The sequence below is a fragment of the Aeromicrobium fastidiosum genome, assembly GCF_017876595.1.
Taxonomy (GTDB): domain Bacteria; phylum Actinomycetota; class Actinomycetes; order Propionibacteriales; family Nocardioidaceae; genus Aeromicrobium; species Aeromicrobium fastidiosum.
Genome location: NZ_JAGIOG010000001.1, coordinates 2,196,604 through 2,216,378 on the forward strand (window position 1 = coordinate 2,196,604; position 19,775 = coordinate 2,216,378).

A 19,775-nucleotide genomic window follows, 5' to 3' on the forward strand; every position below is an offset into this window, starting at 1 on the left:
CAAGACTATTACAGACCGTTCGGTCAGTAAATGCCTTGCGACGACATTCTTGGAGGGGTCATGACGGTGGCACCGGAGCGGGACGAGCAGGAGCTGCTCGCGCAGTTCGAGTCGACGATCGGCCATCACGACCGCATCGAGCCGCGCGACTGGATGCCCGACGGCTACCGCAGGACCGTGGTGCGGCAGGTGGCCCAGCACGCCCACTCCGAGATCATCGGCATGCAGCCCGAGGGCAACTGGATCACCCGCGCGCCGTCGCTGCGACGCAAGGCCACGCTGCTGGCCAAGGTGCAGGACGAGGCCGGGCACGGGCTGTACCTCTACTCGGCGTGCGAGACGCTCGGTGTCTCCCGCAATGAGCTCACCGAGATGCTGATCAACGGCAAGCAGAAGTACTCGTCGATCTTCAACTATCCGACGCTGTCGTACGCCGATGTCGGCGTCATCGGCTGGCTCGTCGACGGCGCGGCGATCTGCAACCAGGTGCCGCTGTGTCGCACGTCGTACGGTCCGTACGGACGCGCCATGATCCGGGTCTGCAAGGAGGAGTCGTTCCACCAGCGCCAGGGCTACGAGCTGCTCGCCACGATGATGCGCGGTACCGACGAGCAGCGCGCGATGGTGCAGGAGTCGGTCGATCGGTTCTGGTGGCCCGCGCTGATGATGTTCGGCCCTCCCGACGATGACTCGCCCAACACGGCGCAGTCGATGGCCTGGGGCATCAAGCGCAACACCAACGACGACCTGCGTCAGCGGATGGTCGACATGACGGTCCCGCAGGCCAACGCCCTGGGCGTGACGCTGCCGGACCCGGACCTGAGGTGGAACGAGGAGCGTGAGGCGCACGACTTCGGCCAGCCCGACTGGGACGAGTTCAAGGACGTCATCAGCGGCAACGGTCCCTGCAACGCCCAGCGCATCGAACACCGACGGCGCGCGTGGGAGGACGGGGCCTGGGTGCGTGAGGCTGCCACGGCCTTCGCCGCACGGTCCGCCGGCGTGGCAGATCAGGCGACCACCACTGTCGTCGACGACGAGCTCGAGGGGTGCCCCCGATGGTGACCACGAACCCGTCCGCCGAGTGGCCTCTCTACGAGGTCTTCGTCCGCGGCAAGCGTGGACTCAACCACGTTCACGTCGGCTCGCTGCACGCGGCCGACGACGACATGGCCGTCCGGCACGCCCGCGACGTCTACACCCGCCGCAACGAGGGCGTCAGCATCTGGGTCGTGAAGGCCGTCGACGTCACGGCGTCCAGCCCGGATGAGAAGGATCCGATGTTCGCCCCCAGCGGCGACAAGGTCTACCGGCACCCGACGTTCTACGACATCCCCGACGACGTCCCCCACATGTAGGAGTGCGGACCCATGGTTGAACAAGTGGATCACGAGAGTGTCTATGACGGCCTGCTCGGCGGGGACGACTCGCAGTGGGCGTTCGGCACCGACTTCGAGGACCCGTTGGCGGGCGTGGACACGACGTTGCCCGAGGGCGTGGACGGCCACGACCTCGCGACGTACTGCCTGATGCTCGCCGACGACGCGCTCGTCATGTCGCACCGGTTGTCACAGTGGTGCAGCAAGGCCCCCGACCTCGAGGAGGACATCGCCCTGGCGAATGTCGCGCTCGATCTGCTCGGGCAGACCCGCCTGCTGCTGGCCCGTGCCGCAGCCGCCGACCCCTCGGTCGTGCCGGCCCTGCCGGAGGGCTCGCCGGTGCCGCCCGAGGACGCGCTGGCCTTCTTCCGCGGCGACCGCGAGTTCTTGAACGTGCGCCTGGTCGAGGCCGAGAACGGCGACTTCGGTCGCACGATGGCCAGGCTGCTGGTCTTCGCGACGTGGCGACTGGCGCTGTTCGAGCGCCTCGCGTCGAGCCGCGACCGGGTGCTGTCGGCCGTCGCGGTCAAGGGCGTCAAGGAGATGACCTACCACCGCGACTATGCCGCGCGCTGGTTCCTGACGCTGGCCCAGGGCACCGACGAATCGCGTCGCCGCGTGGTCGACGGACTGACCGCGATCTGGTCGTTGCACCACGAGCTGTTCGTGACCACCGACGTCGAGCAGTCCGTGGCCGACGCCGGCGTCGGCGTGGCGCCGCACCAGGTGGCCGACGAGGTCGACGTGCTGCTCGAGCAGGTCTTCTCGCTCAGCGGTGTCGAGCGGCCCACGGTCTCGCCGTTGGCCGGTGTTCGCGGCCGAACGGGACGCCACGGCCTGCACACCGAGGCGCTCAGCAAGCTGCTCGCCGAGATGCAGGTCGTGGCGCGCGCCCACCCGACGGGCACCTGGTGACGGCCGTGCAGACGGCACCGTCGCTGCAGCAGCGCGCCCACGACGTCGCCGCATCGGTGACCGACCCGGAGATGCCGATGCTCACCCTGGAAGACCTCGGGGTGCTGCGCGGTGTCGAGGTGACGGACGAGAAGGTCACCGTCACGATCACCCCGACCTACAGCGGCTGCCCCGCCATGGCGACGATGCGCGACGACCTCGTGCACCGGCTGCAGGACGACGGCTTCGGCGACGTCGAGGTGAGGGTGAGCCTCTCGCCGGCGTGGTCCACCGACTGGATCACCCCCCGGGGCCGTCGGGCGCTGACCGACCACGGCCTCTCCGCGCCGGGCCCGGCGCCGTCCCACGCGGGCCCCGTCCCGCTGTCGCTGCTGCCGAGACGTCGCGCGCTGACGTGCCCGCGCTGCGGCTCCGCCGAGGTCGAGCTCACGTCCGAGTTCGGGCCCACCGCCTGCAAGGCCCTCTACCGCTGTGCCGCGTGCCTCGAGCCGTTCGAGCACGTCAAGGAGATCTGAGATGACCGTCGACGAGACCGACTCGCGCTCCGCCTCACCCGCCCGTGCGGCTTTCCACCGCCTGACCGTCGCAGCCGTCGAGCGGCTGACGGACGACTCCGCTGCGGTCACGTTCGACGTGCCGGACGACCTGCGGGACGCCTTCGACTTCCGCGCCGGGCAGTCGCTGACGATCCGTCGACACGTCGAATCCTCGACAGGCTCGGGGGGCGTGGTGGAGCACCGCCGCTCGTACTCGATCTGCGCGCCGGCCGGCTCGAAGCCGCGCATCGGCGTCCGCGAGATCCCCGGCGGCCTGTTCTCGTCGTGGCTCGTCCACGACGTGCGACCCGGCGACGTGCTCGAGGTGCAGACGCCGACCGGCAGCTTCCGTGCCGATCCGGCGGAGGGGGGCAGGCACCTGTGCATCGCGGCAGGGTCGGGCATCACGCCGATGCTGTCGATCGCCTCGACGGTGCTGGCGAACCCCGATGCCGCTGTCACGCTCCTGTACGGCAACCGGACCAGCGGCTCGGTGATGTTCGCCGAAGAGCTCGCCGACCTCAAGAACCGCTACGGGCCACGACTCGACCTCGTGCACGTGCTGTCGCGTGAGCCCCGCGACGTCGAGCTGTTCTCGGGACGTCTCGAGGCCGAGCGTCTCCGCCGGCTGCTCGCGGTGCTCGTGCCGATCGACGCGGTCGACCACGTGTGGCTGTGCGGCCCGTTCGGCATGATCGCCGACTCCCGCGAGGTGCTCGAGGAGGTCGGGGTCGATCCGGACAAGGTCCACTTCGAGCTGTTCTACGTCGACGAGCCGCCGCCCGAGCTGCACCGCGCCGAGGCGGTCGTCTCGGGCGACACCAGCGACGTCACGATCGTCCTGGACGGGCGCACGACCACGGCGGCCATGCCCCGCGGACAGAGCATCCTCGACGGTGCCGCCGCGACCCGCAACGACCTGCCGTTCGCCTGCAAGGGCGGCGTCTGTGGCACGTGCCGCGCCAAGCTCTGCGACGGCGAGGCGGACATGCGCCGCAACTACGCGCTGGAGAAGGCCGAGGTCGAGCAGGGCTTCGTCCTGACCTGCCAGACCTTCCCCGTCAGCGACCAGCTCACCGTCGACTTCGACGCCTGACCGTCGACCACGCCCCACAGGGAGAACCATGACCGAAGCCTTCATCATCGACGGCGTCCGCACCCCCATCGGACGCTACGGCGGCGCGCTCGCCCACGTCCGCCCCGACGACTTGGCCGCGCTGGTCGTCAAGGAAGCCGTGCAGCGGGCCGGCGTCGACCCCGAGCTCATCGACGAGGTCGTTCTCGGCGCTGCCAACCAGGCCGGCGAGGACAACCGCAACGTGGCCCGCATGGCCGTCCTGCTCGCGGGCCTGCCCCAGTCCGTGCCGGGCTTCACCGTCAACCGTCTGTGCGCGTCGGGCCTGACGGCCATCGCCACCGCCCGGCAGATGATCGTCGCCGGTGACGCCGACCTGGTCGTCGCCGGTGGCGTCGAGTCGATGACGCGCGCCCCCTGGGTGCAGGAGAAGCCCGCGAAGGCGTTCGCCAAGCCGGGGGCCGCCTTCGACACCTCGATCGGCTGGCGGTTCACCAACGCGCGCTTCGACGCCGACACGACGCTGTCGATGCCGCAGACCGCGGAGCGGGTCGCCCAGCAGTGGAACCTCACGCGCGACGAGATGGACGCCTTCGCGCTCCGTTCGCACGAGCGCGCGCTCGACGCCATCACGAACGGGCGCTTCGCCGACGAGATCGTGCCGGTGCCCGTCAAGGACGGTCTCTTCGACACCGACGAGGGTCCCCGCGCCGGCTCGACGCTCGACTCGCTCGGACGACTGCGCCCGGTCAACGGCCCCGACGGCCTGGTCACCGCCGGAAACGCCAGCTCGCTCAACGACGGCGCGGCAGCCGTCGTGATCGCCAGCGACCGGTTCATCGAGCAGCACGGTCTCACGGCCCGGGCGCGCATCGTCGCCGCGGCCAATGCCGGGGTCGCGCCCGAGATCATGGGCATCGGCCCCGTGCCGGCCACCCGCAAGGCGCTCGACCGCGCGGGCTGGACGATCGACGACCTGCAGGCCGTCGAGCTCAACGAGGCCTTCGCCTCGCAGTCGCTGGCCTGCATCCGCGACCTCGGCCTCGACGAGGCCGTCGTCAATGCCGAGGGCGGAGCCATCGCCCTCGGGCATCCGCTCGGGTGCTCCGGCACGCGTCTCGTCGTGACGCTGCTGGGCCGGCTCGAACGTGCCGGTGCGCGTCGGGGCCTGGCCACGATGTGCGTCGGCGTGGGTCAGGGCTCCGCACTGCTCCTGGAGCGTCCGTGACCGCCGGCGACGGTGCCGCGGTCCTCGTCGAGGACAGGGACGACCGCACCGTCCTGCGCCTCAACCGCCCCGACGTGCGCAACGCGATCGACCAGCAGATGGTCGACGAGCTGCACGCCGCGTGCACGCGGCTCGAGCAGCGACCCCGGGTCGCGCTGATCGTGGGTGAGGGGACGACCTTCGCAGCCGGTGCCGACATCGCCCAGCTGCGCGAACGCCGCCGCGACGACGCCCTGCGCGGCATCAACTCGGGCATCTTCGACCGCATCCGCCGACTGCCCATGCCGACCATCGCGCTGATCGACGGGTACGCGCTCGGCGGCGGGGCCGAGCTGGCCTACGCCTGCGACTTTCGGCTGGGCACGCCGTCGACCAGGATCGGCAACCCCGAGCCCGGCCTCGGCATCCTCGCCGCAGCCGGTGCGGGGTGGCGCCTGGCCGAGCTGGTGGGCGAGCCCGTCGCCAAGGAGATCCTGCTCGCCGGACGTGTGCTGGGTGCCGACGAGGCCCTCGCCGTCCACCTCCTCAACGAGGTCGTCGAGCCCGGCGACCTCGAGACGGCGGGCCACCGGTGGGCCGACCGCATCGCGGCGCAGGCTCCCCTCGCGATCAGGCTGACGAAGTCGCTGTTCCACGCCCCGCGTGACGCCCACCCGCTGATCGACGACATCGCCCAGGCCGTGCTGTTCGAGACCGACGACAAGCACGACCGCATGACCGCGTTCCTCGAGCGCAGGAAGAAGGACTGACCATGGCACTTCCCGACCTCGTCGGTGTGTACGGCGGCGGACGCATGGGCGCGGGCATCGCCCACGCCTTCCTCGCAGCCGGCACGAGCGTCGTGATCGTCGAGAGCGACGACACCAGCGCCGCGGCGGCACGCGGACGCGTCGAGACGAGCCTCGGACGCGCAGCCGAGCGCGGTCTGCTGTCCGAGCAGCCCGCTGACGTCCTCGACCGGCTGGTGGTGGCGACCACCGCGGCTGCCTTGGTCGACGCCCAGCTCGTGGTCGAAGCCGTGCCGGAGGACCCGGCCGTCAAGGCCCGGGTGTTCGCCGCGGTGCAGGACGCTGCGCCCGGCGCGTACCTCGCGACCAACACGAGCTCGTTGTCGATCGACGGGCTCGCCGCGACCCTGCGCGACCCGTCCCGGTTCATCGGGCTGCACTTCTTCAACCCGGTGCCCGCCAGCGACCTCGTCGAGCTCGTCGTCGGCTCCGCGACGTCGCCCGATCTGGTCACCGCGGCACAGGGCTGGGTCGCCGACCTCGGCAAGACGGCCATCACGGTCGCCGACTCCCCGGGTTTCGCCAGCAGTCGGCTCGGCGTCGCGATCGCGCTCGAGGCGATGCGCATGATCGACGAGGGCGTCGCCTCTGCCGAGGACATCGACACCGCCATGACCCTCGGCTACCGGCATCCGACGGGGCCGCTGCGCACGACCGACATCGTCGGGCTCGACGTGCGGCTCGCGATCGCCGAGCACCTCGAGCGCGAGCTCGGCCCTCGGTTCGCGCCGCCGCAGGTGCTGCGCGACAAGGTGGCCGCGGGCGATCTCGGGCGCAAGACCGGCCGGGGGTTCTACTCGTGGTGACGGCGTGGGACGTGGCTCGCAGCAGTGCCGAGACGATGTGGGCCGACGACGCGGCGAGTCGTGCGCTGGGCATGGAGATCGTCCACGTGGGACCTGGGTCTGCCACGGTGTCGATGCTCGTGCGACCCGACATGATCAACGGCTGGGACGTCTGCCACGGTGGCCTGATCGCCGCACTGGCCGATTCGGCGTTCGCACTGGCCTGCAACTCGCACGGCGAGGTGACGGTGGCCGCGGGGTTCGACGTGTCGTTCCTCGAGTCGGCCCGCTTGGGCGACTCGCTCGTGGCGACGGCGGGCGAGCGGAGCACGCGCGGTCGCAACGGCATCTACGACGTCACGGTCAGCCGCACGACGGGCGACGGGTCGTCGATGATCGCCGAGTTCCGTGGCCGCAGCCGGTCCCTCGGTCGTCCGATCGCCGACTGACTCAGGACGGGTGGACCGCGAGTCCGTCGAATGCGAGCGTCGCGACCGACGAGGCCAGGACGTCGACGTCGACGGGGCCGCCCGGGCGATACCACTCGACGAGCGAGTTGACCATGCCGAACAGCAGGCGGCTGATCAGCTCGGGCGGGATGTCCGACCGCAGGGCACCCTCGTCGACGGCCGCCCGGACGAGTGAGGTGAGCTTGTCGTCGATCGCGCGCCGCCGCTCGAGTGCGGCCAGCTCGATCTCGCTGTTGCCGCGCACCCGCAGCAGCAGCGTGACGGCCGGCAGGTGCTCGGCGAGGATCACGACCGACTCCTGCACGACGGTGCGCAGGCGTGCGTGCGCGCTGGCGCCGGGAGCGGCGGATGCGGCACTGTCGACCGCCGTCGTGAGGCCGTCGAGTGCCTCGTCGAGGGCAGCCGAGAGGAGGTGCTCCTTGCTCGGCACGTGGTGGTAGATCGCCGACTTCGTCAGGCCGAGCTCCTTGGCGAGATCGCCCATGCTCGTGCCGTCGTAACCCTGCCGGTTGAACAGGTCGATGGCCCTGCGCAGGACGGTCTCCTGGTCGTACCCGGGGCGGCCACGACGAGGAGCCGGATCATTGCTGGCGTGGTCGCTCACGGACCAAGAGTCTCATGGGCGTGGCAGGGCGACCGCGGGTCACTCGGTCGTGAGGGCTGCGGTGATCGTCCCCGTGACCGCTCCGAGGTACTGGTGAGGCTGGGAGTCGGACACCGCGTAGGCGCTGATCGTGACCGTGTCGCCGTCGAGCAGGTACGTCCGGGTCGTCCCGTCGTCCAGGGTCAGCGGTTCGCTTCCGTTCCACGAGAGCTCGAGGAGGGAGCCACGTTCTCCCGGCTCGGCACCGCTCACGGTGCCCGATGCGAAGAGGTCTCCTGTGCGCAGCGATGCCCCGTTGATCGTCATGTGCGCCAGCATCTGGGCACCCGTCCAGTACATGGAGGAGAAGGTCGGCTTCGACACCCGCGTCCCGTTGAGCTCGATCTGGAGCTCGAGGTCGAGGCCCCAGGGCTCGCGATCGCGGAGGTACGGCATCAGGTCGTGGTCACGCTCCGGGGGCGCGATGCGCGACTGCTGCAGGGCGTCCAGCGGGACGATCCACGGCGAGACGGACGTGGCGAACGACTTGCCGAGGAGAGGCCCCAGGGGGACGTATTCCCACGCCTGGATGTCGCGTGCAGACCAGTCGTTGACGACGCAGATGCCGAAGACGTGCTGGTCGAACTGGTCGATCGCCACGGGCTCACCCATGGTCGAGGGCGTTCCCACGACATAGCCGACTTCTGCCTCGATGTCGAGGCGGATACTGGGGCCGAACTCGACAGAGCCGTCGCCGTTGCGTCGTTGTCCTGCAGGGCGGCGAACGGGCGTGTCCGAGGCGACGATGGTGCCGGACCGTCCGTGGTAGCCGATCGGGAGATGCTTCCAGTTGGGCGTGAGTGCGTCTCCGTCGGGGCGGAAGATGCGGCCCACGTTGGTGGCGTGGTGCTCGGAGGCGTAGAAGTCGACGTAGTCGGCGACCGTGAACGGCAGCTGCAGCCGGACCTCTCGTGCATCGATGGTCCCGAGCGACTCCACGGCGGCGGCCACGTGCTCGGCCACGGCGGTGCGGACCTCGTGCCACACGGCGGGTCCGGCCGCGAGGAGCGCGTCCAGCGTTCCGTCGCTGAACAGGGCGGCGTGGGCCGGCACGATGGTCGGCGCGGCGGCGGACAGGTCGAGGATCGCGGTCCCGACTCCCACCCCTACGCGCGGAGAGTCTCCGCCTGCCGGAATGAATGAGCAGTAGGGGAGTGTGGTCGTCCCGAAGTCGGTCATGAGATGAGTCCCAGGTGTCGTAGGTCCGCCAGCGGCTCGTCGATGCTGCAGGTGCCGATCGACAGGAACAGGTCGCGTGAGCGGGAGAGACGGTCGGTGTCGATGCCGATGGCGCTGACGTCACTGGCCGCCAGCACCGGGGCAGGGTCCTTGCCGTCCTGAGCGGCGACCACAGCGGCCATGATGTTGACGAAGCCGTGTCCCTCGTCGGACCGGAGCGCGTGGTGAAGCCCTGCGGTCAGCTTGAAGCGTTGCTGGTGATGGACGCAATGGGTGATGGCATCGGCGAGCTCATCGACGCTCGGCACGTAGGCACCACCGCACCGCAGCTTGAGGATGGTTCCGGGTGGCACGGTGTAGGAGCCACCCCACGGTCGTTCGGTGAACACTGCGACGTGGTCCGGGAGGTCGGGGCGTTCGGTGACGTCGTCCACCTCGACCGCCACGAGCGTGACGTGATCAGGGACGGGACCGGTCGGGAGACCGCGAAGGGACAGCTCGATCTCCTGGCCGTCGAGAGCCGCGATCAGCGCAGTCAGGTCGTCGGCGGGGCAGATGAACGGGCCGGCATACCGACGGTCGGAATGTCCGCGGCGGCGCACGTGCTCGGCGACGGCTCGGTGCATGGGAGCGTTGCCCGGCGGGAAGAGCGCGGCGTCGTCGAAGAAGGCTGCGAACGTCACCGGTTCCACGACCAGGCGTAGACGCCGTCGTCGCAGGCCCGGCCGGCCTCGCCGAGCTCGAGCGGGCGGAAGGTGTCGACCATGACGGCCAGCTCGTCGAACGACTCGGCACCCAGGCTCGCCTCGATGGCCGACGGCTGCGGCCCGTGGGAGTGGCCTCCGGGGTGCAGGCTGACCGAGCCCTTGCCGATGCCGGACCCCTTGCGGGCCTCGTAGTCGCCCGCGACGTAGAACATGACCTCGTCGGAGTCGACGTTGGAGTGGTAGTACGGCACGGGGATCGCGAGCGGGTGGTAGTCGACCTTGCGCGGCACGAAGTTGCAGATGACGAAGTTGCTGCCCTCGAACACCTGGTGCACCGGCGGCGGCTGGTGCACGCGGCCGGTGATGGGCTCGAAGTCGGCGACGTTGAACGCATACGGGTAGAGACACCCGTCCCAGCCGATGACGTCGAAGGGGTGCTGCGGCACGGTGTGCACGGTGCCCGACAGACCACCCGGTCCGGAGCCGCGGTGCTTGATGTACACCTCGACGTCCGTCTCGTCGCGAACCTCGGGCTCGGACGGTCCCCGCAGGTCGCGCTCGCAGTAGGGCGCGTGCTCGAGCAGCTGCCCGTACCTGGACAGGTACCGCTTGGGCGGTGCGATGTGGCTGTTGGCCTCGATGCAGTACGCCCGCACCTCGCCGTCGGGCACCCACCGGTGCGTCGTCCCCCGCGGCACGATCAGGTAGTCGCCGGGGCCGAACGGCAGGTGGCCGAAGACGGTCTCGAGCGTCCCGCTGCCGTCCTCGATGAACACGCACTCGTCGCCTGTGGCGTTGCGGTACAGCGGCGACGTCTCAGCAGCGACGACGTACGAGATGCGCACATCGGCATTGGCGAGCACCAACCGCCGCCCGGTCACGACGTCCACACCGGTGCCAGCGCCGAAGAGATCGTGCAGCTTCAGGTGCCGGGCCAGCAGCGGCTCGTTGGGCGTCGTCGAGAGATCGGGCAGCTCCCACGTCCGGGCGTCGACGATCGCCGACGGCACCCCGCGGTGGTACAGCAGCGACGAGTCCGAGCTGAAGCCCTCCTCGCCCATCAGCTCCTCGCGGTAGAGCGCACCGTCAGGTGCCCAGTGCTGGGTGTGACGCTTCGGCGGGATGCTGCCGGCGTGCCGGTAATGGGGCACGGTCAGAAGTTCCCGCGCAGCGCCTGCTCGCGCTCGATGGCCTCGAACAGCGCTTGGAAGTTGCCCTTGCCGAAGCCCAGGGAGCCGTGCCGTTCGATGATCTCGAAGAACACGGTCGGACGGTCACCGATCGGCTTGGTGAAGATCTGCAGCAGGTAGCCGTCCTCGTCGCGGTCGACCAGGATGCTGCGCTGCTGCAGCTGCTCGATCGGCACCCGCACCTCGCCGATGCGCTCGCGCAGCGCCGGGTCGGTGTAGTACGAGTCGGGGGTGTCGAGGAACTCGATGCCGGCCGCACGGAGCCGGTCGACGGTGTCGAGGATGTCGTTGGTGGCCAGCGCGAGGTGCTGCGCGCCGGGGCCGCGGTAGAACTCGAGGTACTCGTCGATCTGCGACTTCTTCTTGCCCAGCGCGGGCTCGTTGAGCGGGAACTTGACCCGGTGGTTGCCGCTGGCCACGACCTTGCTCATCAGCGCCGAGTACTCGGTCGCGATGTCGTCGCCGACGAACTCGGCCATGTTGGTGAAGCCCATGATGCGGTTGTAGAAGTCGACCCACTCGTCCATGCGGCCCATCTCGACGTTGCCGACGACGTGGTCGAGCGCCTGGAAGATGCGCTTCGGGGCATCGGCGGGACGCACCAGGGACGAGGTCCGCGCGACGTACCCCGGCAGGTAAGGCCCGGTGTAGCCGCTGCGGTCGACCAGGGTGTGGCGGGTGTCGCCGTAGGCCGCGATCGCGGCGATGCGCACGGTGCCGTGCTCGTCGGTGACGTCGTGCGGCTCCTCCAGGATCGTCGCACCCTGCGCCCGGGCGTGGTCGATGCACACGTCGACGTCGGGCACCTCCAGGGCGATGTCGGTGATGCCGTCGCCATGGGCGCGGTGGTGGTCGAGCACGGGGCTGTCGGGATCGACGCCGCCCTTGAGCACGAAGCGCACCGCACCACTGTTCAGCACGTAGGCGTGGTGGTCACGGTTGCCGGTCGACGGACCCGAGTAGGCCACGAGATCCATCCCGAACGCCGACATGTAGAAGTGCGCCGACTGCGTCGCGTTGCCCACCGCCCACACCACGGCGTCCCACCCCGTCACCGGGAACGGATCGGTCGTCGCGTCGTACTCGACCAACCCGACCAGCTGCTTCAGCTGGGCGAGGTCGAGCTCGGCGAGGCGCTCGTCGTTGGTCAGATCGATCGTCATGAAGGCTCCCATGTCGTGGTGAGCGCCCATCGTCGAACGGGGAGCATGGTCTCGGCAACCGGCGTATCCTCGGCTAGCCATCGCTACTAGTCTGTCTATCGAACGGCGGCATAAGGTGAGCAATTTGTCTATCAGGTGAGGGCGGGAATGACGTGGACGTGGATCAGCTGGACGTGGCTCTGATCGAGGCGCTGCACGACAACCCACGCGTGGGCGATCTCGAGCTGTCGCGCATCACCCGGGTCGCGCGAGCCACGGTCCAGTCGCGACTGTCGAAGCTCGTCGAGGCCGGAATCATCACGGACTTCGGTCCGCAGATCGACCTCGCGGCAGCAGGGCACTCCGTGCAAGCCTTCGTGACCCTCGAGATCGCCCAAGGCTCGCTCGATGCCGTGACGGACGAGCTGAGCGCGATGCCGAACGTCCTGGAGGCCTACGTGACGACCGGAACGGCCGACGTCGTGTGCAAGATCGCCGCCACGACGCACGAGGACCTCCAGAGGATCCTGCTCGCCATCCACAGCTCGAGGACCGTCGCCCGGTCCACCAGCGTCGTCGTGCTGTCGGACATCGTGAAGACCCGTAGCCTCCCGATGCTGAGAGCCGGTGCCGTCTCGTCTGCGGTTCGGGCCCCGGCCTACCGGGCCCACCGCGACTAGGTGTCGCCGTCGCCTGTGCGCCGACCCCGAACGTGCCGGCTCGTCACAGCACGAAGTCGGGCGCCTCGAGCGAATCGGCGATGAGCCAGCGGAGCGCCTCCGGCTCGTAGTCGCGCATCCAGTGACCCGCGCCGTCGAGAACGAAGAGGTCGGCATGCGGTATCGCCTGCTGATAGGCCTCACCGTGCGCGGGCGGGACGAGGATGTCCTGCCGCCCGTACAGCAGCACGGTGGGAGCGACGATCGTCGCGAGGTCGAAGCCCCACGGGCGCGCGACGAGAGCGAGGTCGTCGTCGATCCACCCCTCCGGGCTCTGCGTCAGCCAGTCGGGCCCGGCAGCCTGCTCCTCGAAGCGAACCTCGGCGCGGCTCAGCACCTCGACGTCTGGCTCGGCGATCTGAGACAGCCACGGTTCCAGGGGCGCGCCCTGGGCCAGTGCCTCGTCGACATAGCGACGAAGCGCCGGTTCACCCCTTCGCACCAGATCGATCTCCGCGCGCGTCTGCGGCATGACGTGGTCCCGGATGTCGAAGCCCTCGACGTCCGGCGGGCCGACCCCGACCGAGATGCACAAACGACTCACGCGGTCGGGGAGCAGTGCGGCAGCAGCTGCTGCGTACGGTCCGCCGCCCGATGTGCCCATGACGGCGAACCGTCCGAGCGACAGGGCATCGGCGATCGCCTCGGACCAGGCGGCCGCCGATGACACGGATCGCCCCGGACGCGGGGGAGTGCCGCTGAAGCCGGGACGATCGAAGGTGATGACGCGGCACGGCAGCTCGCCGAGCGCCGCCCACCCGCCGGGCACCTTGAGCCCGCCGGCAGGCAGGCCGTGGTGGAAGACGACCGGCGGTTGCCCCGGCTCGCCCCAGTCGCGGACGGTCAGCGTCGACCCGTCCGATGCCTGAATCTCGTGGACGGCATGAGCAGGAGGGCTCGTCAGGTGAGTCTTCATGGGTGCTCCGTCCGATCAGCAGTCAAGGGTCAGTCTGCCGTCTCGTGCGCGTGACACGCACACCATCATGGTGTCGTTCGCGGCCTGCTCCGCCGGCGTGAGGATGCTGTCCCGGTGATCGACGGCTCCTGCCAGGACGCGCGTCTCGCACGTGCCACACACGCCCTCGCCGCAGCTGAAGGGCACGGCGATGCCGGCGTCCGACATCGTGTCGAGGATCGAACGCTCGCCTGTCACCATCAACGTCACCCCGCTGCGGACCAGCTCGACGTCGAATGCGTGGACGTCGGAGGTGTCGACGGGGCGGGGGGTGAAGCGCTCGACGTGCAGGGCACCGTCGGGCCAAGCGCCCACGGCCGACTCCATCGCGGCCAGCAGCGGCTCGGGCCCGCAGCAGTAGATGGCGGTGCCCGCCGATGGGACTTCGAGCAGGCGACGGACGTCGATCGGCCCGCGGCCGTCGTCGGTCCACACGTCGAGAGTCCCTCCGGGCAGCTCGCGCAGCTCGGCCAGGTAGGGCATCAGCGACTCGGAGCGGCCGCCGTATGCCAGCGACCACGCGGCTCCTCGCTGGGATGCCGAACGCACCATGGGCAGGATCGGCGTGATGCCGATGCCGCCGGCCACGAACACGTAGCTGGCTGCCTCGACCAGCTCGAAGTGGTTGCGAGGTTCTGACACCGTCACGTGGTCGCCTGCGGACAGGGTGGCCATCCTCAGCGAGCCGCCCAGACCGTCCTGCAGCACGCGCACGGCAATGGTCCAGGTCGCGGCGTCGGCCGGTCCGCACAACGAGTACTGGCGGACGACGTCGTCGCCGGCGAACACGTCGATGTGCGCCCCGGGCTGCCACGGGGGCAGCGCTCTGCCGTCGGCGCTGCGGAGCGTGAGCTCGACGACGTCGGCGACCGGCTCGTGCCGGCGCTCGACGACGACGTCGAGCGCCGACGACGGCGCGACCGGCGACGCGGGGCTCACGGGCATCGTCACAACCCGGCGGCAGACATCATCCGCGCGTAGGCGTAGTAGAAGCCGGCCACGGACGTCTCGTCGAGGCTCAGGGGCCCGGGCTCGAAGCCGTGGGACTTGACGCCCTCCTGCACCGACCGGCACAGCTCCCAGTCCTGGCGGTTGGTCTGGTCCCAGACGCGGATGAGGTTGTCGACCGCGTAGTCGACGCCCTCGACGGCGTCGCGGTGCACGAGCCATTGCACCTTCACGTGGGTTCGGTCCGGCGACACCGGAGTGTCGACGAAGGTGATGCCGTAGTCGGGCGAGAACACGAAGGCGAAGCCGGGCTTGAGGTGGGCGGCGGCCGTGTAGGGCTCACGACCGTCGGCGAACTCGCCCATCGGCTTGGCGGAGGCAGGCCGGCCGGACATGGTCAGCGACACGGCACCGGGCTTGAGGGGGAACCGGGCAGACTGCGAGCGACGGTCCTCGGAATACCAGAGCGGTGCCTCGCCCGCAGTCGGCTGCGCCATCTCGCGCACGTCGAACGTCCGGATGAACTCCGGGTGGTTGGCGTTGCAGTGGTAGCACTCCTGGGCGTTCTCCCAGACCAGCTTCCAGTTGGCGTCGACCTCGTAGACCTCGGTGTGGGCGATGCGTGCGTCCTCGACCCCGAACGGGTTCATGAGCTCTGCGGCGTCTGCCATGAGCTCGGGCAATGATTCGACCTCCTCCTCGGACGAGAAGTTGACGAACACGAGTCCCTGCCACACCGAGGTGTGCACCTTCTTGAGCGGCCACCGGGACTTGTCGAACGAGTCCGGCATACGGGGCGCGCCGGCCAGCGACCCGTCGTGCGAGTACGCCCACTGGTGATACGGGCAGACGAAGCGCCTGGTGGAGCCTGTGCCGCAGTCGACCAGGCGAGCACCGCGGTGACGGCACACGTTGAGCAGGCCGTGGATCTCGCCGTCGGCGTCCCGGGCGACGATGCAGCTCTCGTCGCCGGACGTCACGGTGAGGTAGTCGCCGGCGTGGGGGATCTCCGAGACGTGGCCGGCGTACAGCCACTGGCGACCGAAGATGGCGGACACCTCCTCGGCAAAGAGTGTGGGAGAGGTGTAGAGGTCGCCGGGGAGGGCCAGGCCCTGCTTTAGCTGCTCCAGGACGAGGTCGCTGGTCGTCTTCTCGGTCATGCCATCTCCGTTCGTCGCTGAATCAGCTCACCTGGAACGCTAGGCCGCAGCGGAGCGATCAGCATCGAACAAACGTAGGGAGCCGCGCTCGATGCGTGCGACAGTCGTGAGCGAGGCCGTCCGACACATGACGGACCTTGGGCTCCCACATCGCGCCGATCGCGTGAACAGATGTGTGGTCCCGTGCGCGATGATGGTGCTCGACGAAGCAGCCGTGGGCCGCGCCAGCGGCGCGCTCAGCGCCAGGAGGGGTGACCATGCGGGACCTGCAGGGCATCATCGACGGTCTCGCTGATCGTCTCCACCGCGCTGTCGCGGTCGATGACCCGCACATCAGGCTCCTGGCGCACACGGCGCACCACGAGCAGGTCGACGCGCACAGGGTGCACTCGATCATGACGCTGTCGACCTCGGCGGAGATCGCGGCCTATGTGCACCGGTTCGGCATCAAGTCGGCGAATGTCCCGGTCCGAATCCCGAAGGACGACGGCCTGGAGATGCTGGCCCGCGTCTGTCTGCCGATCCGCACGCAAGGGGTGCTGCAGGGCTACCTGTGGCTCATCGATGACGACGAGTCGTTGACCGACGAGCAGCTGCAGGACGCGCAGGACACGGCGTCGGAGGCGGGCGAGGTGCTGTTCCGCAATCACCTCCTCGACGACCTGCGCCGAGCCAAGGAGCGTGAGCTGCTGCTCGACATGGTGAGCTCGGAGTCGCACCTGCGGGGCCACATCACCGAGGAGATGCTGAGCGCACACGGCATCCGCCCGCAGATGTCGTGCATCGTGCTCGTCGTGAAGGTGGTCGGCGGAGCCAGCCGCGACGCCACGGCCGCCAGCCTGTTGGTCGAGTCGTCCCTGCGCAAGGCGATCCGCAACCTGCCCCGCGTCCACTCGCTCGTGGCCACCCGCGAGGGCGGGGTGGCCTATGCGCTGTTCGCCTTCGAGCCATTCGAGAACCCGCTCGCCCGCATCAGGACGTTCGGTACTGATGTCAGGTCCGAGGTGGCTGCCGGTCTGCCGCCGGGCACAGATGTCAGGGTGGGCATCGGACCGACCCAGGCGGAGGTGGCGGGAGCGCCGCTCAGCCTACGCCGGGCCATGAGCGTCATGGACGTGGTGCAGGCAGTGCCGGAGTTCGACTCCGTCACCAGCTGGGACGACCTCGGTGTCTATCAGGTGCTCAACCAGTTCCCGCCTGACGAGCTTGCAGAGGTCGCCATACCGCCTGGCCTGCGTGCCCTGTTCGCGGCCAGTGCTGACCAGTGGCTCGTCGATACCTTGGACGCTTACCTCGATGCAGCCGGCAACGTCCAGGAGACGTCGAAACGACTGCAGATCCACCGAGCCACGCTGTACTACCGGCTGTCGAGGATCGAGGAGATCACCGGATCTTCCCTCGGTGACGGCCGCGACCGCCTGGCGCTGCACTTGGGCATCAAGCTCGCGAGGCTGCTCGGCGAGCTGCCGAGCGCTCCGGGGTGACGCGAGGGACGCTGCGACACATGCGCGAGCGTCCGGCACGCGAATCCGACAGATGAGCAGTGCATCGAGACGGCGCGGTTGCGACCCTGACTCATCTGAAGCCACGCGGGCGACCCAGCCCCAGGAGATGACGGAGCATTGATGACCTCCACCGCAACACACGCCGAGAACGTCCTGGCGCGGCCCGGCGCTCTGACCGAGCTCGACATCGGCGCGCAGGAGGCGGTGCGCAACGGCGTCGAGGGGTGGCTGAACGACGACCTCGCCTTCTGCCACCGTCCGTGGGGTTGCGACCTGTCACAGGTCACGGCCGACACCCTGATGGTTTTCGGTGAAGCTGACGTCCTGGTGCCGCACGCGCACGGCGACGCCTATCTGAGAGCCATCGGTCATGGACAGCTCGTGAAGATCCCCGACGCCGGGCACTGGATGGATGATGTCGAGCCAGCGATCCTTGAATGGCTCGTGTCGGACACTGCGGCTCCAGCGGAGCTGTACTGATGGCCGGCATCGACCGCACGATCGTCGACTGGGTCGCATCGGAGCTGCAGAAGCGCAGCGAGGTCGGTGCGGACGGCATCCAGGACATCACTGGCGTCGACGTCGACCCGACCGGCCGTCGAGCGGCCTGTACCCTCACCATCGGCCCCGGGGGAGCCACGCAGGTCGACGTCGTCGAGCTGGCGACGGGTGCCCGCAGCAGGGTCGTGCCCGACCTGTCAGGTGCGTACTCTCCGCGCTGGTCGCCGTCCGGTGACCGGGTCTGCGTCCTCGCCGACGATGCCGCAGGACGTCCGCAGGCCGTCGTGGTGGCAGCTGACGACCTGGCTGTGGCCGTGGCGATCTCGGAGGAGTCCGGATCGGTCGAGATGGTCAGCTGGTCACCCGACGGCAGGCGCCTCGCGCTCGTCGTGGCAGAGCCGGGCGCCGAGATCTCCGACGTGTACGGATCGGGCGTGGTCGGCGGATCGTCCGCGAGCTGGGCACCGCGGGTCTCGCCCGCGGAGTCAGGCCGCCGGCGGCTCGTCGTGTGGGACCTGACCACCGGTGCCAGTCGGGTGCTGGGCGATCTGAATGCGTGGGAGATCTCGTGGGCGTGGGACGACACCGTCCTCGTCCTCGCCAGTGCCGACGCCGGAGAAGGTGCCTGGTACGGCGCCCACCTCGCGTTGGTGTCTGCGGTCGACGGCAGGTCGCTGACCATGCTCAGCCCACGGCACCAGCTGGCCCAGCCCCGCGTCGAACCCTCAGGTCGCCGGTGGTCGGTGCTGTCGGGCGTGGCCAGCGATCGCGGACTGCTGGCCGGAGAGGTGCTGGTCGCCACCGACGACGCCCAGCCGCGGGCCATCGACACGGCCGGGGCCCACGTCACCGACTACGCATGGACCGGGGACGCGGCGATCGTCTTCATCGGCATGGCAGGCCTCGACACCGTCGTCGGTCGGTGGGACGCCGATTCCGGCCAGACGACCGTCCTGTGGAAGGGACCGCAGTCCAGCGGCCGCCACCAGCCGGAGGTCGCCGTGCCGGCCGCAGGCGAACCCGTCCTCGTCATGGAGCACCACGACATGCCGCCGACCCTCGGCGTGGTCCGGGACGGCGCGTTCCAACCGGTCATGGCCGTCGACGGGCCCGGCCCCCGTCACGTCCTGTCCCACACCGGCACGACCACGCAGCTGACCTGGACGTCCGACGACGGTCAGGACGTGCAGGGCCTGCTGACGGTTCCGTCGACGGAGGGTCCGCACCCGCTCGTCGTCAACGTCCACGGCGGCCCGATCGCGGCGTGGCACGACGGCTGGATCGGACGCGACCACCACACGAGCCTGCTCGTCGCCCGCGGCTACGCGGTGCTGCGCCCCAACCCACGCGGCAGCACCGGCCGAGGCGCGGACTGGGCGGAGGCGGTCGTCGGCGACATCGGCGGCCGCGACGTCGAGGACGTCACGAGCGGTGTCCGGCACCTGGTCGCCGAGGGCCTGGTCGATCCGTCGAGGGTCGGTCTGACGGGCAACAGCTACGGCGGCTACATGGCTGCCTGGGTTCCGTGCGTGTCGGACATCTTCGCTGCCACGGTGTCACGATCGCCGGTGACCGACTGGCGATCGCAGCACTTCACCAGCAACCTCGCCGAGTTCGACCAGATGATCCTGACCGGTGACCCCATGGACCCGACCTCGCAGTACGCCACCCGCAGCCCGGTGGACCTGGCCGAGCGCATCTCCACGCCGATCCTCTTGACGGCCGGAGCGCTCGACCTGGCCTGCCCGCCGTCGCAGGCGCAGTACCTGCACACCCGGTTGGTCGAGCTGGGCACCGAGACGCAGCTTGTCATCTACCCGGAGGAGGGCCACGGCGTCCGCCACCCTGACGCCGTCGCCGACCAGGCCGCCCGAGTCATTGCGTGGTTCGAGCGATTCATGCCGTCTGGTCGCTGACCTGGCACCAAACATCTGAAGGGGTCCTGCCACG

General features: G+C 69.6%; 21 protein-coding genes. 13 read left to right on the forward strand and 8 right to left on the reverse strand.

What is annotated here, in order from left to right:
- The first annotated feature begins 60 nt into the window (after nucleotides 1–60).
- From paaA to paaI, 9 genes are read left to right on the forward strand one after another with little or no spacing between them, the layout of a single operon-like run.
- A complete protein-coding gene (gene paaA, locus JOF40_RS10850) occupies nucleotides 61–1,065 on the forward strand; it encodes a 1,2-phenylacetyl-CoA epoxidase subunit PaaA (protein ID WP_129185234.1) in 1,005 nt (334 codons plus the stop codon).
- Nucleotides 1,059–1,358: a 1,2-phenylacetyl-CoA epoxidase subunit PaaB gene (gene paaB, locus JOF40_RS10855; RefSeq protein WP_129185233.1), complete on the forward strand. Its 300-nt coding sequence runs from the start codon at nucleotides 1,059–1,061 to the stop codon at nucleotides 1,356–1,358. The genes paaA and paaB overlap by 7 nt, the downstream gene beginning before the upstream one ends.
- Before the next feature lie 24 nt (nucleotides 1,359–1,382).
- The gene (gene paaC / locus JOF40_RS10860) at nucleotides 1,383–2,294 is read left to right on the forward strand and encodes a 1,2-phenylacetyl-CoA epoxidase subunit PaaC (protein ID WP_209674535.1); all 912 of its coding nucleotides are present in this window, start codon (nucleotides 1,383–1,385) and stop codon (nucleotides 2,292–2,294) included.
- Complete coding sequence (paaD, locus tag JOF40_RS10865) at nucleotides 2,291–2,809, forward strand: 1,2-phenylacetyl-CoA epoxidase subunit PaaD (RefSeq protein WP_246153026.1); 519 nt, start codon at nucleotides 2,291–2,293, stop codon at nucleotides 2,807–2,809. The genes paaC and paaD overlap by 4 nt, the downstream gene beginning before the upstream one ends.
- 1 nt (nucleotide 2,810) lies before the next feature.
- The gene (paaE, locus tag JOF40_RS10870) at nucleotides 2,811–3,926 is read left to right on the forward strand and encodes a 1,2-phenylacetyl-CoA epoxidase subunit PaaE (protein WP_129185231.1); all 1,116 of its coding nucleotides are present in this window, start codon (nucleotides 2,811–2,813) and stop codon (nucleotides 3,924–3,926) included.
- Nucleotides 3,927–3,954: 28 nt separating this feature from the next.
- Entirely contained in the window at nucleotides 3,955–5,133 is a 1,179-nt protein-coding gene (locus tag JOF40_RS10875) for a thiolase family protein (protein ID WP_129185230.1), read from the forward strand.
- Nucleotides 5,130–5,882, forward strand: a complete 753-nt coding sequence (locus JOF40_RS10880; protein ID WP_129185229.1) for an enoyl-CoA hydratase/isomerase family protein — start codon at nucleotides 5,130–5,132, stop codon at nucleotides 5,880–5,882. The genes JOF40_RS10875 and JOF40_RS10880 overlap by 4 nt, the downstream gene beginning before the upstream one ends.
- Before the next feature lie 2 nt (nucleotides 5,883–5,884).
- Complete coding sequence (locus JOF40_RS10885; RefSeq protein WP_129185228.1) at nucleotides 5,885–6,727, forward strand: 3-hydroxyacyl-CoA dehydrogenase family protein; 843 nt, start codon at nucleotides 5,885–5,887, stop codon at nucleotides 6,725–6,727.
- 11 nt (nucleotides 6,728–6,738) lie between these two features.
- The gene (paaI, locus tag JOF40_RS10890; protein ID WP_246153027.1) at nucleotides 6,739–7,155 is read left to right on the forward strand and encodes a hydroxyphenylacetyl-CoA thioesterase PaaI; all 417 of its coding nucleotides are present in this window, start codon (nucleotides 6,739–6,741) and stop codon (nucleotides 7,153–7,155) included.
- A 1-nt stretch (nucleotide 7,156) separates the two neighbouring features.
- Here paaI and JOF40_RS10895 read toward each other — a convergent pair whose 3' ends face one another.
- The 5 genes from JOF40_RS10895 to hppD are packed head-to-tail and all read right to left on the reverse strand — an operon-like array spanning nucleotide 7,157 to nucleotide 12,058.
- Entirely contained in the window at nucleotides 7,157–7,780 is a 624-nt protein-coding gene (locus tag JOF40_RS10895; RefSeq protein WP_129185227.1) for a TetR/AcrR family transcriptional regulator, read from the reverse strand.
- 39 nt (nucleotides 7,781–7,819) lie between these two features.
- A complete protein-coding gene (fahA, locus tag JOF40_RS10900; protein WP_129185226.1) occupies nucleotides 7,820–8,998 on the reverse strand; it encodes a fumarylacetoacetase in 1,179 nt (392 codons plus the stop codon).
- A complete protein-coding gene (locus tag JOF40_RS10905; RefSeq protein ID WP_129185225.1) occupies nucleotides 8,995–9,681 on the reverse strand; it encodes a hypothetical protein in 687 nt (228 codons plus the stop codon). The genes fahA and JOF40_RS10905 overlap by 4 nt, the downstream gene beginning before the upstream one ends.
- Nucleotides 9,678–10,856 carry a homogentisate 1,2-dioxygenase gene (locus tag JOF40_RS10910; protein ID WP_129185224.1) on the reverse strand — a complete coding sequence of 393 codons (1,179 nt, stop codon included), beginning with the start codon at nucleotides 10,854–10,856 and terminating at the stop codon, nucleotides 9,678–9,680. Before JOF40_RS10910 ends, JOF40_RS10905 begins: the two co-directional genes overlap by 4 nt.
- A gap of 2 nt (nucleotides 10,857–10,858) precedes the next feature.
- Complete coding sequence (hppD, locus tag JOF40_RS10915) at nucleotides 10,859–12,058, reverse strand: 4-hydroxyphenylpyruvate dioxygenase (RefSeq protein WP_129185223.1); 1,200 nt, start codon at nucleotides 12,056–12,058, stop codon at nucleotides 10,859–10,861.
- Nucleotides 12,059–12,216: 158 nt separating this feature from the next.
- Between hppD and JOF40_RS10920 the strand changes: the two genes are divergently transcribed.
- On the forward strand, nucleotides 12,217–12,717 hold the full coding sequence (locus JOF40_RS10920) for an Lrp/AsnC family transcriptional regulator (RefSeq protein WP_246153032.1): 501 nt from the start codon (nucleotides 12,217–12,219) through the stop codon (nucleotides 12,715–12,717).
- 43 nt (nucleotides 12,718–12,760) lie between these two features.
- Here JOF40_RS10920 and JOF40_RS10925 read toward each other — a convergent pair whose 3' ends face one another.
- From JOF40_RS10925 to JOF40_RS10935, 3 genes are read right to left on the reverse strand one after another with little or no spacing between them, the layout of a single operon-like run.
- Nucleotides 12,761–13,672: an alpha/beta hydrolase gene (locus JOF40_RS10925; RefSeq protein WP_129185221.1), complete on the reverse strand. Its 912-nt coding sequence runs from the start codon at nucleotides 13,670–13,672 to the stop codon at nucleotides 12,761–12,763.
- 15 nt (nucleotides 13,673–13,687) lie between these two features.
- Entirely contained in the window at nucleotides 13,688–14,650 is a 963-nt protein-coding gene (locus JOF40_RS19735) for a PDR/VanB family oxidoreductase (RefSeq protein WP_246153034.1), read from the reverse strand.
- 8 nt (nucleotides 14,651–14,658) lie between these two features.
- Nucleotides 14,659–15,819, reverse strand: coding sequence for an aromatic ring-hydroxylating oxygenase subunit alpha (locus JOF40_RS10935; RefSeq protein ID WP_129185219.1), 1,161 nt, complete (start codon nucleotides 15,817–15,819; stop codon nucleotides 14,659–14,661).
- Between the two features lie 257 nt (nucleotides 15,820–16,076).
- On the opposite strand from JOF40_RS10935, the gene JOF40_RS10940 reads away from it, so the two are divergent.
- The 3 genes from JOF40_RS10940 (at nucleotide 16,077) to JOF40_RS10950 (ending at nucleotide 19,741) form a co-directional block, all read left to right on the forward strand.
- Nucleotides 16,077–17,303, forward strand: coding sequence for a PucR family transcriptional regulator (locus JOF40_RS10940; protein WP_129185218.1), 1,227 nt, complete (start codon nucleotides 16,077–16,079; stop codon nucleotides 17,301–17,303).
- A gap of 141 nt (nucleotides 17,304–17,444) precedes the next feature.
- On the forward strand, nucleotides 17,445–17,804 hold the full coding sequence (locus JOF40_RS10945; RefSeq protein ID WP_129185217.1) for an alpha/beta fold hydrolase: 360 nt from the start codon (nucleotides 17,445–17,447) through the stop codon (nucleotides 17,802–17,804).
- On the forward strand, nucleotides 17,804–19,741 hold the full coding sequence (locus JOF40_RS10950; RefSeq protein WP_129185216.1) for a S9 family peptidase: 1,938 nt from the start codon (nucleotides 17,804–17,806) through the stop codon (nucleotides 19,739–19,741). The genes JOF40_RS10945 and JOF40_RS10950 overlap by 1 nt, the downstream gene beginning before the upstream one ends.
- Nucleotides 19,742–19,775: the final 34 nt, after the last annotated feature.